The organism is Pseudomonas sp. Irchel 3H3 (genome assembly GCF_900187635.1).
Classification (GTDB): domain Bacteria; phylum Pseudomonadota; class Gammaproteobacteria; order Pseudomonadales; family Pseudomonadaceae; genus Aquipseudomonas.
The window spans coordinates 1-13,692 of sequence record NZ_FYEC01000041.1; the positions used below are offsets into that span (position 1 = coordinate 1).

A 13,692-nucleotide genomic window follows, 5' to 3' on the forward strand; every position below is an offset into this window, starting at 1 on the left:
AGGTCAATATCCTCTACACCGCGCCGACCGCGATCCGCGCGATGATGGCCTCCGGCACTGCCGCCTGCGAAGGCACCGATGGCAGCAGCCTGCGCCTGTTGGGTTCGGTGGGCGAGCCGATCAACCCGGAAGCCTGGGACTGGTACTACAAGAACGTCGGACAATCGCGTTGCCCGATCGTCGACACCTGGTGGCAGACCGAAACCGGCGCCACCCTGATGAGCCCGCTGCCGGGCGCTCACGCCCTCAAGCCGGGCTCTGCGGCGCGTCCGTTCTTCGGCGTGGTGCCGGCGCTAGTGGATAACCTGGGCAACATCATCGAGGGTGCGGCCGAAGGCAACCTGGTGATCCTCGACTCGTGGCCAGGCCAGGCCCGTACCCTGTACGGCGACCATGACCGTTTTGTCGACACCTACTTCAAGACCTTCCGCGGCATGTACTTCACCGGCGACGGTGCTCGTCGCGATGAAGACGGCTACTGGTGGATCACCGGCCGGGTGGATGACGTGCTCAACGTCTCCGGCCACCGCATGGGCACCGCCGAGATCGAGAGCGCGATGGTCGCCCACCCGAAAGTCGCCGAGGCCGCCGTAGTCGGTGTGCCGCACGACATCAAGGGCCAGGGGATCTATGTCTACGTCACCCTCAACGGTGGCGAAGAGCCGAACGAAGCGTTGCGCCTGGAACTGAAGAATTGGGTGCGCAAGGAGATCGGTCCGATCGCCTCGCCGGATGTCATCCAGTGGGCGCCAGGGCTGCCGAAAACCCGTTCGGGGAAAATCATGCGCCGCATCCTGCGCAAGATTGCCACGGCTGAGTACGATGGCTTGGGTGACATCTCGACCCTGGCCGACCCGGGTGTGGTGCAGCATTTGATCGATACTCACAAGACCATGAACGTCGCGTAAGCGCGGTTCTCGAGTCACCAAAAGCCCCGTCGGCATTGCGCCGAGCGGGGCTTTTTCGTAGTGCTCGCCGTTTGCTGGGAAATGCCCAATCCCCCGTAGCTGTCGAGCCCGCGAGGCTGCGTTCGAGGACGCAGTCCTCGCCGCCCTTCGCTCAATTTGCCGACGGTGCAGGTCGATCAAGATCAAGAGCGCGGCGACCTGGCGGCCGGCCTGCCTGGCTTTCTCTGGTGTTGCATTCCCTGTGGGAGAGCCGGGCGGTTACACCTTTGTGTTGTGAGCGCGGAGCGCTCGACCGATAAACGCCTGTGCAAACACCGGGCGAATAAATATCGACCAGCCTGTGGGGCGTTTCCGGGCGTTACCCCGGCGCTGAAATGTGTAACCGCTGGCTGAATTTCGGGGCGATGGGAAACGAAAGGCCCCGTTTTAGGGCCTTTGAAGCGGGTATGAAAAATATGACATTACGCTGCGCTTGCCGGATTAGAAGGGTTTGCCAATAATAGGCCCGCAATTTGCAGCATAGATCGGTTCAATGTCTTTTGCTCTTGCATAAACTTCAAGGGCTGTCAATGTGCTCGAACCTGTTTCTCGGTGCTTCTGTAATTTGTTGTCGCATTGAAGAAATATCGACTTCGGGCCTGTCGTTAGAATGCCGATCACTCGCTCGTCGTTGTCCGCGTTGAAAACAACGCGCGCCGACCAGGACGCAGCAACGTTTTTTACGTTTAACCCATTCGCATATTGGGCTGATGCTCACTCTGCCGTTTTCGCCCTTTACCGATGGAGTCCTAAGATGAAGAAACTCGTGCTTCTTGGCGCCCTGGCACTGTCCGTGCTGTCCCTGCCAACGTTCGCCGATGAAAAGCCTCTGAAAATTGGTATCGAGGCGGCTTACCCTCCGTTCGCGTCCAAATCGCCGGACGGCAGCATCGTTGGTTTCGACTACGACATCGGCAACGCCTTGTGCGAAGAGATGAAGGTCAAGTGCGTTTGGGTCGAGCAAGAGTTCGACGGCCTGATCCCGGCACTCAAGGTGCGCAAGATCGACGCCATCCTGTCGTCCATGTCGATCACCGAAGATCGCAAGAAGTCCGTGGACTTCACCAACAAGTACTACAACACCCCGGCACGCCTGGTGATGAAGGCCGGCACTCAGGTTGGCGACAACCTGACCGAGCTCAAGGGCAAGAACATTGGTGTGCAGCGCGGTTCGATTCACGAGCGTTTCGCTCGTGAAGTCCTGGCCCCGCTGGGTGCGGAAATCAAGCCATACGGTTCGCAGAACGAGATCTACTTGGACGTGGCTGCCGGTCGCCTCGACGGCACCGTGGCAGACGCTACCCTGTTGAATGACGGCTTCCTGAAAACCGACGCTGGCAAAGGCTTCGCGTTTGTTGGCCCGGCCTTCACCGACGTCAAATACTTCGGCGACGGCGTGGGTATCGCAGTACGCAAGGGTGATGCGTTGAAAGACAAGATCAACACCGCGATCACTGGCATTCGCGAGAATGGCAAGTACAAGCAAATCCAGGACAAGTACTTCGACTTCGACATTTACGGCAAGTAAATCGTCGCAGCGACAAGTCCGAAATGGCGCAAGCAACAGGATCTCTGAGGTTTGCGCCATTTTTTCATCCCAATTTTCGAGGACCTGAATCATGTTGAAAGGCTACGGGGCTGTCATCCTCGATGGCGCATGGCTGACGCTTCAGCTCGCCTTGTCGTCCATGGCCTTGGCCATTGTTCTGGGTCTGATCGGGGTCGCGTTGCGCCTGTCGCCGGTACGCTGGCTGGCCTGGCTGGGCGATCTGTACTCCACGGTAATCCGCGGTATTCCCGACCTGGTACTGATCCTGCTGATTTTCTACGGCGGTCAGGACCTGCTCAACCGCGTAGCGCCGTTGCTTGGTTATGACGACTACATCGACCTGAATCCGCTGGTCGCCGGTATCGGCACCCTGGGCTTCATCTTCGGCGCGTACCTGTCGGAAACCTTTCGCGGTGCCTTCATGGCGATCCCCAAGGGGCAGGCCGAAGCGGGCATGGCCTACGGCATGAGCAGCTTCCAGGTGTTCTTCCGAGTCCTGGTACCACAGATGATTCGCCTGGCGATTCCCGGCTTCACCAACAACTGGCTGGTATTGACCAAGGCCACTGCGCTGATTTCGGTGGTGGGTCTGCAAGACATGATGTTCAAGGCCAAGCAGGCGGCAGATGCCACCCGCGAGCCTTTCACCTTCTTCCTCGCGGTGGCGGCAATGTACCTGGTGATCACCAGTGTCTCGTTGCTGGCATTGCGTCACCTTGAGAAGCGCTACTCGGTAGGCGTAAGGGCGGCTGATCTATGATCTTCGACTACAACGTCATCTGGGAGGCACTGCCGCTGTACCTCGGCGGTCTGCTGACCACTTTGAAACTGCTCGGGCTGTCGCTGTTCTTCGGCCTGCTGTGCGCCTTGCCCCTGGGCTTGATGCGGGTGTCCAAGCAGCCGGTCATCAACATGACCGCCTGGCTCTACACCTACGTGATCCGCGGCACGCCGATGCTGGTGCAGCTGTTCCTGATCTACTACGGCCTGGCCCAGTTCGAAGCCGTGCGCGAGAGTTTCCTCTGGCCATGGCTGTCGAGCGCGACCTTCTGCGCGTGCCTGGCCTTTGCCGTCAACACCAGCGCCTACACCGCCGAAATCATCGCCGGCAGCCTGCGGGCCACGCCCAATGGCGAGATCGAGGCGGCCAAGGCCATGGGCATGTCGCGCTTCAAGATGTACAAGCGCATCCTGCTGCCATCGGCCTTGCGCCGGGCGCTGCCGCAGTACAGCAACGAAGTGATCATGATGCTGCAGACCACCAGTCTGGCGTCCATCGTCACCCTGATCGACATCACCGGTGCCGCGCGTACCGTCAACGCCCAGTACTACCTGCCGTTCGAAGCCTACATCACCGCCGGCGTGTTCTACCTGTGCCTGACGTTCATCCTGGTGCGCCTGTTCAAGATGGCCGAGCGCCGCTGGCTGGGCTACATGGCCCCGCGGAAGCACTGATATGGAACGTATCGACCATCAGTTGCCGTGGAGCCACTTGGGCAGCGAGCGCCATGTTTCGGTGTTCCGCTTCGGCGCTGGCGAGCGCAAGGCCTATATCCAGGCCAGCCTGCACGCCGACGAGTTGCCGGGGATGCGCACGGCCTGGGAGCTGAAAAAGCGCTTGGCCGAACTCGAAGCCCAAGGCGCCCTCAACGGGGTGATCGAGCTGGTACCGGTGGCCAACCCGCTGGGCCTTGGGCAGTTGCTCCAGGGCAACCACCAAGGTCGTTTCGAGGCGGGCAGCGGCAAGAATTTCAACCGCGATTTCGTCGAGCTGAGTGCGCCAGTGGCCGCCCAGCTCGAAGGTCGTCTGGGGGATGATCCGCACGCCAATGTCCAGTTGATCCGCCAGGCCATGAGTGATGCGCTGGCCGCATTGCCCGCGCCCAGCAGTCAACTGCAGGGCATGCAGCGGATCTTGCTGAGCCATGCCTGCACCGCCGACGTGGTGCTGGACCTGCATTGCGACGCCGAAGCCGCGCTGCACATGTATGCCTTGCCGCAGCACTGGCCGCAGTGGCGTTCGCTGGCCGCGCACTTGAATGTGCGGGTCGGGTTGCTGGCGGAAGACTCCGGCGGCAGCTCCTTTGATGAAGCCTGCTCGTTGCCGTGGCTGCGTTTGGCCCGGCAGTTTCCCCAGGCACAGATTCCCCTGGCATGCCTGGCGACCACCATCGAGCTGGGCGGTCAGGCAGACACTGGGCGTGCCCAGGCCGAAGCTCACGCCGAGGGCATCCTGGCGTTCCTTGCCGAGCAGGGCCTGATCAAGGGCCAATGGCCGGCCCCATTGCACGAAGCCTGCGAAGGGCTGCCGTTCGAAGGCACCGAGCTGCTGTTTGCGCCGCATCCGGGTGTGGTGAGTTTCTTGCGTGAGCCGGGCGAGTGGGTCGAGGCCGGTGAGCAGATTTTTGAAGTGATTGATCCTTTGGCTGATCGGGTCAGCACCGTGTGTGCTGGTACGGCCGGCGTGCTGTTTGCCGTTGAACGGCTGCGGTATGCCCAACCCGGTTTCTGGCTGGCCAAGGTGGCGGGGCGCGAAGCGCTGCGTCACGGGCGCTTGCTCAACGACTGACTGTTTTTGTGAGAACCGACAGCATGTACAAACTTGAAGTCCAAGACCTGCATAAACGCTATGGCAGTCACGAAGTGCTCAAGGGCGTGTCCCTGAAGGCAGCGGCAGGCGATGTGATCAGCATCATCGGCTCCAGTGGCTCCGGCAAAAGTACCTTCCTGCGCTGCATCAACCTGCTGGAGCAGCCGCACGCGGGCAAGATCCTGCTCAACAACGAAGAGTTGAAGCTGGTGGCCGGCAAGGACGGCGCGATGAAGGCGGCCGACCCCAAGCAACTGCAACGCATGCGTTCGCGCCTGTCGATGGTGTTCCAGCATTTCAACCTGTGGTCGCACATGACCGCGCTGGAAAACATCATGGAAGCGCCCGTGCACGTGCTGGGCATGTCCAAGGCCCAAGCGCGGGAAAAGGCCGAGATGTACCTGGCCAAGGTCGGCGTGTCCCATCGCAAGGACGCCTACCCGGGCCATATGTCCGGTGGCGAGCAACAGCGCGTGGCGATTGCCCGGGCGCTGGCGATGGAGCCTGAGGTGATGCTGTTCGATGAACCGACTTCGGCGCTCGACCCGGAGCTGGTTGGCGACGTGCTCAAGGTCATGCAGGCCCTGGCCCAGGAAGGCCGGACCATGGTGGTGGTGACCCACGAAATGGGTTTTGCCCGGGAAGTCTCGAACCAGTTGGTGTTCCTGCACAAAGGTGTGGTCGAGGAAAGTGGTAACCCGCGCGAAGTGCTGGTCAATCCACAGTCCGAACGCCTGCAGCAATTCCTCTCCGGCAGCTTGAAATAGTCAAGGCTGCTGTCTCGCCCTGTAGGAGCGAGCTTGCTCGCGAAGATCGTCAACGATAACGCGGGAAGCCTGATGCTCCGTGGCGTTCTCAGGTTTTTCGCGAGCAAGCTCGCTCCTACAGAGGAGCGGGTCTTCATCGTTTTTTGAGATTTGTGTTGGTTTACGGGCTAGCATTGGCCTTTGTCTTCATTACTGTTACTGGCTTCGGATAGCATTCCATGACCGCCCACAAAATTGGTTTCCTGATTTGGCCCAGCACTAAAGCCTTGACGCTGGCGCTGGCCGAGGAGGCCTTGCGTGTTGCTCAGCGCGTGCATCCGGAAGTGGTTTACGAGCTGGTGTTCCTGCAGGCCGAACCCCCGAGCGAGGGGGCCTGGCAATTGCCGGGTGAGGCCTGGAGCGGCAAGCTGGAAAACTTCCAGAAGCTGTTCCTGCTCGCCGACGAGCCTCCCTCCGCGCTGGCACCGGCCCTGAGCAGTGCGCTCAAGCAGTTGGTGCGCGCCGGTTGTGTGATTGGCGGTCTGTCGGCTGGTGTCTATCCCCTGGCGCAACTGGGTCTGCTCGACGGTTACCGCGCCGCGGTGCACTGGCGTTGGCAGGACGATTTTGCCGAGCGCTTCCCCAAGGTGATTGCCACCAGTCATCTGTTCGATTGGGATCGCGATCGCCTGACGGCGTGCGGCGGGATGTCGGTGCTTGACCTGTTGCTGGCAGTTTTGGCGCGAGACCATGGGGCCGAGCTGGCCGGAGCAGTGTCGGAAGAGTTGGTGGTCGAGCGGATTCGTGAAGGAGGTGAGCGTCAGCGCATTCCCTTGCAGAATCGCCTCGGCTCCAGCCATCCAAAACTCACGCAAGCCGTGTTGCTGATGGAAGCCAACATCGAAGAGCCGCTGACCACCGACGAAATCGCCCAGCATGTGTGCGTGTCCCGTCGGCAGTTGGAGCGGATTTTCAAGCAGTACCTCAACCGCGTGCCGAGCCAGTATTACCTCGAGCTGCGCCTGAACAAGGCGCGGCAGATGTTGATGCAGACCAGCAAGTCGATCATCCAGATCGGTCTGTCCTGTGGCTTCTCCTCGGGCCCGCACTTCTCCAGCGCTTATCGCAACTTCTTCGGCGCCACGCCGCGTGAAGACCGTAACCAGCGGCGCAGCAGCAGCCCGTTCGAGTTGTCGTCGGTGCCTTCGGAGCGCGGCTAGATCGCGGTTGGCCACAGGGAGCGAGAGCTCCCCATGGCCTGACTCAATAGCGAGTACTCAGGTTTCAATATCTGTATCAGGCGCCGGATCAATGGGGGCGGGTAGGTCGGTTTGCTCGAACCCCAGGTCATTTTCGGTTGCGTGGTAGTAAGCGGCGATGCGTTGCATGCTTTGTTCGGTGAATGGATTGCCACTGAAGTCAAAGCTTTCACCGACATCGGGATCGACCTCCATGAGCTCGACGGGCATCTCGGTAATGGCGTTGTAGCTCAGGTCGACATCCGTCCAGGAGTTGATGCTCAACACTCCTCTAGGGATCTCGGTGATGCCTGTATGGCTAAGGTCCAATGAGGAGATATCCGTCATCTGGCTGAGGTCGGGGCTAAGGCCTAGCGGATTGTCCCGCAGATTCAAGTGGTCAAGACGATTCATGCTCGCCAATGCATCGACGGTTTCCTGGGTCAGGGTGATCCTGCACTCAGGCAGGATCAGTGCCGTCAGCCTGCTCATTCTGAAGACGCTATCGGGGATATTATCCAGCTGGTATCCGCGCACGGTCAGGCTGTCCAGGTTCGGAAAAGCTTCCAGGAATCGGCTGATTCGCGGGGCAATGCCTCCTGCGCTCGTCAGGTATATTTCTGGTACATGTCCGAAGTCCGCTGTTAGCACCGGCAAGTCGCCCATGATTGTCAGGTGTGAGGTGAAACCATATTCGCTGACGGCTACGCTCTCGATTGGTATCTGGCGCCAGCACTGTTCCAGCTTTTGCTTGAATTCATCTCTTTTGACGTGCTCGGCAAACAGCTCGTCGGCCGTCATGGGGGCGCCAGTAACGGCGTGGTTGTCGGGCACATTGGCCGTCCATAGACTCAGGTCGTTACGGAGTCTGGTGAGCTCAACTTCGCGGCGTGTCAGGTCGGCTCGACCGTCTGTCAGTGTTCCGGGTAAGCGATAGATGAAATCACTGGCTTCTTCATTGTCCAGGCTGGGATACAGGGCTTTGGCTCGATCGATATCGGCCTGTTCGGCATAGACCCCAAAGTCTTTCTCGGTCCGGCTGTAGTGAATCTTTACACGTTCACGGGTGAGCGGGGACAGTGGGTTGTTGCCAAAATCAAATCCCTCACTGATGTTGCCGGGAAGGTCGAAGAGGGCAGCGGGTAATTCGGTGATCTGGTTGTTATTGAAAATGGCTGTTCGAATGTGAGGGTGATTCACCAGCCCGTCTGGAATGCTGGAAATTCCGGTGTTGGAAAGGTCGATGTAGGTCAGCTCAGGCATGGTGGCCAGATTGGGTGTGAGCCCCAATGGATTGTTGTACAGGTCCAGAACGGAAAGCTTGCTCAGCGATGACAGTGTTGCCTGGCTTTCGGCGGTGAGTACAAGGCCGCAATCGCTCAGTACCAGTTCCTCGAGTTCCGGCAGCGCATTGATCGGCTGCGGTAGTTCCAGCAGGGTAAAGTTGCGCAGTTCCAGCTGGCGCAGACCCGGGAAGCGTTCCAGGAAAGGGCCAATGGAGTGTGCGCTCGCGCTGTTCTGGAGCGAAATGGAGGAAACATGGCTGAAGTCGGCGCTCAGGATGGGGAGATCGCCGATGATCGGCTGGGAAAACTCGAAGACATGCCCGCCCTCGGCTCCCAATGCGTCATCAAAGAGCGCAGTCTCCCGGCGCCAGCAGCGGAGTATTTGCTCCCTGAGCAATCGGCGGTTTTGTGTTTCTATCAGTAATTCCTGTTCACTGAGTGCAACGTTGGTTATCGGGTGCACGGCGGGCGGGTTATTGGCCCATATATGCAGGTCATCCTGTAGTTGGTAATACTCGTTGCGCAGGCGTGAGAGTTCCGCGCGCGGGCCATTGGGGTGGCTTTGCAGTCGTTGAAGCAGGGTCTGGATAGCTTCCGGGGAAAGGTTGGGATAAAGCTCCCGTGCTCGATCTTCAAGTGTGCGTGGCTGCCCGCCGGAACTGCGGCTGTACCCTTCGGCCCCTAGCAAGCGCAGGGTTTCAATGATCGGTTCGGGTGCGGGCGGGAGTGAAAGGACTGTTCGAAATTCGGCTCGCTCCAGGGGATTGTCTCGGATTGCCTGCTTCAGTTTGGTGTTTTGGCCAATATGAATGCTCAGGCTGTTTCGCTGGGCGTCCGGCAAGGCTTGCAATGTGGCGGAGTAAAGGTCGATGGCACCAGACAGTTCCAGGCCTTCGGTGTCGTAGGCCTGGTAGCGGCCATCGCTGGTCAGCACCAGTACTTTGCGGATTGGGGCCTGGACGTCACCTATGCTGTCGACCTGTGGGCCGTCAAAGGTTTGGTCATGAACGTCGATCCGCACCTCGGTAGACCAGCCGGGTAATCGTTCGAGCGAGCGCAGCGCCAGCGTTTTGGTGTCTGCCGAGTCTGGCGAATCCAGATAAAGCCCTTCATACGCGCGCGTCACTCGCACCTCTTCATTGGCCTGGTGTGCAAGGTCCACCAGACGCTTTGGCAGATACCCGCGATCGATTTCTTTAAGCTCATCGCCGCTGGCCCGGCTCAGTAGTCCCCGGGCAACGCTCAGGGGAAGCTCCGGCGCCGCCTTGATGATTGTCTGGACATGAGGCGGCTGTGTGGCCTCCTGTCCGCTGTAGCGTGACTCGAAAAGCGAGGCGCGTTTGTCTTCGGCGATTTGCCCGAGTTTTTTGCTCAGGTTTCTGACGCGAACATCGATGTTGATTGTCGGATCGCCGAAGCTTTCACCGAATACGGTCTTGATCTCACTCTGGTCAAGGGTCTCCAGTATGGTTTTAAGCAAATCGCCATTACGCAGTTGGGCCTCGTGTATCTGTACGACTGGCAGGTGTTCCTTCGCGGAGAATTCCCAGACCGACTCTCCCTCTGTATTGAGAAAGCGTAGCGCTTTGGTTTCTGGCCAAAGACCGTAGCTCGTCAGCAATTGCAACTGGGCTTGCGGATCGGCTTTGCGATATTCCAGAGGGTCGTCGCTGTTGAGCTGATCGATCAGGTTCTGAATATCTTTTTCAATTCGCATACGTTCAAGGGTGTCTGTCAGCAGGGGCGGTTCAGACTCGCTATGGACATGCATCTTGCGCAGAACGTCTTCATGGGTGTTGCTGATGTGCAGGGCCTGGTCAAGTTCAAGATCGGTGAAGGCATCAACCTTGTAGCCGAGACGGCGCGCCAACTTTGTCTTGTCCCAATGCAGCGGTTGGTCAAGCTCGGTTTTCCATGCGCCTGAGCCATTGTGTTTCAGCGGCGACTGATAGGCGTCAGGTCGGTTGGGGTGTTGCAGGTAATGGCTGTCCGCGCTGCTCGCTGTCTGCACGGCGTAGTATTTGTCCTCGATCTGCACAATGCGTTTGCCTTGATGCCGATAGATGCCCTGGGCGTCGGGCTTGAAGCCTGCTGGCAACTCGACTTTCTGCTCGTAGGCGCTGAGGTCCGGTTGCCAGTACCGGGTTTTGCCACCGTGTGCCGAGACCGTTTTGAATTGATCGATGAAGGCGACAATTTCCTTGGGCAGCAGAGTGCGGAATTCGCTCGCCGCGACCATGCCACCGGCGGCAAAGGTGCCCATTTGGATGACCGACTCGACCGCGCCCATGAAATGCTCAAAGGCTTCACTTTTCAGGCCTTGGGCCAAGTCAACGATACTTTCGAATGTCTCGTCCAGTAACTGATAGGCCATGTAGGCCATCATCAATTCCCCGGCAAAAGGTACGAAGGGGGTTATCACGAGCACCGCGATCTCGAGGATCGATGTCGCGATGTTGACGAAAGAGTCCCACAGCGCCCAGCGGGCGTTCTGATCAGCTGTTGCGGTCGATACGGCGATGACCCGTGCATCATTGAGGATTTTGTTCAGTTTTTCCTGGTAGAGGTGCTGCCACAGCGTGCGCCTGATGGGGGTGGCGGAGAACTGAAGGTCGGGGTTGTCGATGGCGGATTCGCGCCATGAGGCTTGCGGGTCGCCTTGTTGGTGTTGATGCCAGGTGACTTGCGTGAGCCGATTGGCGAGATTGCTAAAGAAATAGCCTCGATATTCGTGGGCAACGAACCGGCTGAAGAATGTCTGATAGTTGGCATCGCGCAGTTGTTCAGTCAGCGTACACATGAAATCAGCGGTCGACGGGTACTCCCTGATCGGGTGATTGGGATCATCCGGGACATAGGCCACCACTCGCACCGGCCTGCGGCTCTGCTCAAGGTTGGGGGCAAACAGCACGATGCCGGTGAGTTCGGAGGACATGATGCTGAGGTCGTGACAAAGTAACGTCTCACCGTCCAGCCTCATGCCTTGCAAGCCCTCGAGCAGCCCCTGAATCAACAGAAAATAATCTGCCTGAATATTGCCGTTCATCTGTGCAAATTTCAGCGCCGCCTTTAGTGCGGCTTTCTGGCTCTGGATGACTTTGGGCTGGAGGAGGGTGGTGACAACCGGGTTGGAGACGCCCAGGTTGTCTTCGAGGTAAGTTTTGTATTGGGCGCCAATATCCAGTTCCCGACACAGTCGGGTAAATGCCGGGATACCGATCGTTGCCTTGAGTGCGGGCAGGATGGTGAATTGCCCGATGGCCGAGGGTTCAGTGATGAAAGTTGAGTCAGGTTCGTAGGTGTCGGCTTCGGTTTCTTTGCTTTCAAAGTTGTGCAGCGCCGCGTCCAGCAACGAAACCGTCCAGGTCCGGGCGGCTCCAGACTTAATCGGGAGCCAGGGGATTGTCGCGGGGATATACAGACGCAAGAAGGTTTTCTTGACGTCCACCTCCAGGTTGAAGCGGGTTTTCAGCGCATTCCTGAGTAAGGGTTCGGCGAAACTGTTGACGTCTTGCAGGCGTTCCAGCGCCTGGTCCACAGCATTTTGTGCGCTCCAGTGAGCGGCGTTGAGAGTGTTGAGCTCGGTATGCTGGTCGGCCGGTGTCGTGCTCAAGCGGTCGGGCAACTGTGGTCGTGTGCGTTTGAGGGCCTGGCGCCTGGCGGGTGATGCCTTGGCGAGCCAGTCGGGAACGGCGTTTCTGAGGGGCAGATAGTGGCTGTCGGGGTGTTCTGAGTGGTGGGTGTTGAGTGTGGTTGCGGGGGGGTGTCCTTCAGGTAATGACATCGTGTTCATCCTTGGCTGTCTAAAGAGTGCCAAGCAGATCAGAGGGCAACGGCCAGGGTGCGCTACATAATTACGGGCGGACACACGGCTCGAAATCAAATCCCGGTAATCCTGCCTCTAACCTGCGCAGGCAGTTTAAACTGCGCCTTTGCGACGCTATTTGTCGCATTGCCGTAAACCCGGTCAAAAGCGGGTTTTGCGCTATAAGAAGTTGTCGCTTGGCGGCAAGGCCAAGCCGGAAACTGTCCTTACAATCCTCACCAAGCTCGCCAGTTCCAGGCGGGTGTTTCTCATCAGGAGACTCCGATGTCCGTTGAGCACGCTGCGGTACAACGCGCCGATTTTGACCAGGTTATGGTTCCCAACTATGCGCCTGCCGCTTTCATCCCAGTGCGTGGTGAAGGTTCCCGCGTTTGGGACCAGTCCGGTCGCGAGCTGATCGACTTCGCCGGCGGGATTGCCGTCAACGTATTGGGTCACGCCCACCCGGCACTGGTCGGTGCCTTGACCGAGCAAGCGAACAAGCTGTGGCACGTGTCCAACGTGTTCACCAATGAGCCGGCCCTGCGCCTGGCCCATAAGCTGATCGACGCGACCTTTGCCGAGCGCGTGTTCTTCTGCAACTCCGGCGCTGAAGCCAACGAGGCCGCCTTCAAGCTGGCCCGTCGGGTCGCCCATGATCGTTTCGGTCCTGAGAAGTACGAAATCATCGCCGCGCTCAACAGCTTCCACGGCCGTACGCTGTTCACCGTCAACGTTGGTGGCCAGTCCAAGTACTCCGACGGTTTTGGTCCGAAGATCACCGGCATCAGCCACGTGCCGTACAACGACCTGGCCGCGCTGAAAGCCGCGATTTCCGACAAGACCTGCGCCGTCGTGCTGGAGCCGATCCAGGGCGAGGGCGGGGTATTGCCGGCCGAGCTGGCGTACCTGCAAGGGGCCCGTGAACTGTGCAACGCGCACAACGCCCTGCTGGTGTTCGACGAAGTGCAAACCGGTATGGGCCGCAGCGGCAAGCTGTTCGCCTACCAGCACTACGGTGTGACGCCGGACATCCTGACCAGCGCCAAGAGCCTGGGCGGTGGTTTCCCGATCGCCGCCATGCTGACCACCGAAGACCTGGCCAAGCACCTGGTCGTCGGCACCCACGGCACCACTTACGGTGGCAACCCGCTGGCGTGTGCAGTGGCCGAAGCGGTGATCGACGTGATCAACACCCCTGAAGTGCTCAATGGGGTGAATGCCAAGCACGACAAGTTCAAGGCGCGCCTGGAGCAGATCGGCGAGAAGTACGGTCTGTTCACTCAGGTTCGTGGTTTGGGTCTGCTGATCGGTTGCGTGCTGAGCGATGCCTGGAAAGGCAAGGCCAAGGACATCTTCAACGCCGCTGAAAAAGAAGGCCTGATGATCCTGCAAGCCGGCCCGGACGTGATTCGTTTTGCGCCGAGCCTGGTGGTTGAAGACGCGGATATCGATGCCGGTCTGGACCGCTTCGAACGCGCTGCCGCGAAACTGACACAAGCCTGATAGACCCTTCGGCGCCTGATCATTC

9 protein-coding genes and 1 pseudogene are annotated in these 13,692 nt (G+C 59.2%); 9 read left to right on the forward strand and 1 reads right to left on the reverse strand.

Annotation, left to right across the window (positions count from 1 at the left end):
• From CKW24_RS25950 to argR, 8 genes and pseudogenes are all read left to right on the forward strand, one after another.
• On the forward strand, positions 1–908 hold a 908-nt coding region (locus CKW24_RS25950; RefSeq protein WP_143501215.1), incomplete at its 5' end, for an AMP-binding protein.
• Between the two features lie 793 nt (positions 909–1,701).
• Complete coding sequence (locus tag CKW24_RS25955) at positions 1,702–2,475, forward strand: ABC transporter substrate-binding protein (RefSeq protein WP_095171535.1); 774 nt, start codon at positions 1,702–1,704, stop codon at positions 2,473–2,475.
• 91 nt (positions 2,476–2,566) lie between these two features.
• Positions 2,567–3,256, forward strand: a complete 690-nt coding sequence (locus CKW24_RS25960) for an ABC transporter permease (protein WP_095171536.1) — start codon at positions 2,567–2,569, stop codon at positions 3,254–3,256.
• Positions 3,253–3,951, forward strand: coding sequence for an ABC transporter permease (locus CKW24_RS25965; RefSeq protein WP_095171538.1), 699 nt, complete (start codon positions 3,253–3,255; stop codon positions 3,949–3,951). Before CKW24_RS25960 ends, CKW24_RS25965 begins: the two co-directional genes overlap by 4 nt.
• Before the next feature lies 1 nt (position 3,952).
• Positions 3,953–5,065, forward strand: coding sequence for a succinylglutamate desuccinylase/aspartoacylase family protein (locus tag CKW24_RS25970; RefSeq protein ID WP_095171540.1), 1,113 nt, complete (start codon positions 3,953–3,955; stop codon positions 5,063–5,065).
• Between the two features lie 23 nt (positions 5,066–5,088).
• Positions 5,089–5,853, forward strand: coding sequence for an ABC transporter ATP-binding protein (locus CKW24_RS25975; protein WP_095171542.1), 765 nt, complete (start codon positions 5,089–5,091; stop codon positions 5,851–5,853).
• A 6-nt stretch (positions 5,854–5,859) separates the two neighbouring features.
• Positions 5,860–5,973, forward strand: a pseudogene (locus CKW24_RS28525) (outer membrane lipoprotein carrier protein LolA); the annotation flags it as partial.
• Between the two features lie 98 nt (positions 5,974–6,071).
• Entirely contained in the window at positions 6,072–7,052 is a 981-nt protein-coding gene (gene argR, locus CKW24_RS25980; RefSeq protein ID WP_095171543.1) for a transcriptional regulator ArgR, read from the forward strand.
• A 57-nt stretch (positions 7,053–7,109) separates the two neighbouring features.
• Here argR and CKW24_RS25985 read toward each other — a convergent pair whose 3' ends face one another.
• Positions 7,110–12,140 carry a dermonecrotic toxin domain-containing protein gene (locus CKW24_RS25985; RefSeq protein ID WP_095171545.1) on the reverse strand — a complete coding sequence of 1,677 codons (5,031 nt, stop codon included), beginning with the start codon at positions 12,138–12,140 and terminating at the stop codon, positions 7,110–7,112.
• Positions 12,141–12,446: 306 nt separating this feature from the next.
• Here CKW24_RS25985 and CKW24_RS25990 point away from each other — a divergent pair, with 306 nt between their 5' ends.
• The gene (locus CKW24_RS25990) at positions 12,447–13,667 is read left to right on the forward strand and encodes an aspartate aminotransferase family protein (protein WP_095171547.1); all 1,221 of its coding nucleotides are present in this window, start codon (positions 12,447–12,449) and stop codon (positions 13,665–13,667) included.
• The last annotated feature ends 25 nt before the right edge of the window (positions 13,668–13,692 follow it).

What these genes read in the sequence shown, in the direction of transcription:
- CKW24_RS25955 (WP_095171535.1), top strand. Translation starts at nt 1,702, where the DNA reads ATGAAGAAACTCGTGCTTCTTGGCGCCCTGGCACTGTCCGTGCTGTCC.
- CKW24_RS25960 (WP_095171536.1), top strand. Translation starts at nt 2,567, where the DNA reads ATGTTGAAAGGCTACGGGGCTGTCATCCTCGATGGCGCATGGCTGACG.
- CKW24_RS25965 (WP_095171538.1), top strand. Translation starts at nt 3,253, where the DNA reads ATGATCTTCGACTACAACGTCATCTGGGAGGCACTGCCGCTGTACCTC.
- CKW24_RS25970 (WP_095171540.1), top strand. Translation starts at nt 3,953, where the DNA reads ATGGAACGTATCGACCATCAGTTGCCGTGGAGCCACTTGGGCAGCGAG.
- CKW24_RS25975 (WP_095171542.1), top strand. Translation starts at nt 5,089, where the DNA reads ATGTACAAACTTGAAGTCCAAGACCTGCATAAACGCTATGGCAGTCAC.
- argR (WP_095171543.1), top strand. Translation starts at nt 6,072, where the DNA reads ATGACCGCCCACAAAATTGGTTTCCTGATTTGGCCCAGCACTAAAGCC.
- CKW24_RS25985 (WP_095171545.1), bottom strand. Translation starts at nt 12,140, where the DNA reads ATGTCATTACCTGAAGGACACCCCCCCGCAACCACACTCAACACCCAC.
- CKW24_RS25990 (WP_095171547.1), top strand. Translation starts at nt 12,447, where the DNA reads ATGTCCGTTGAGCACGCTGCGGTACAACGCGCCGATTTTGACCAGGTT.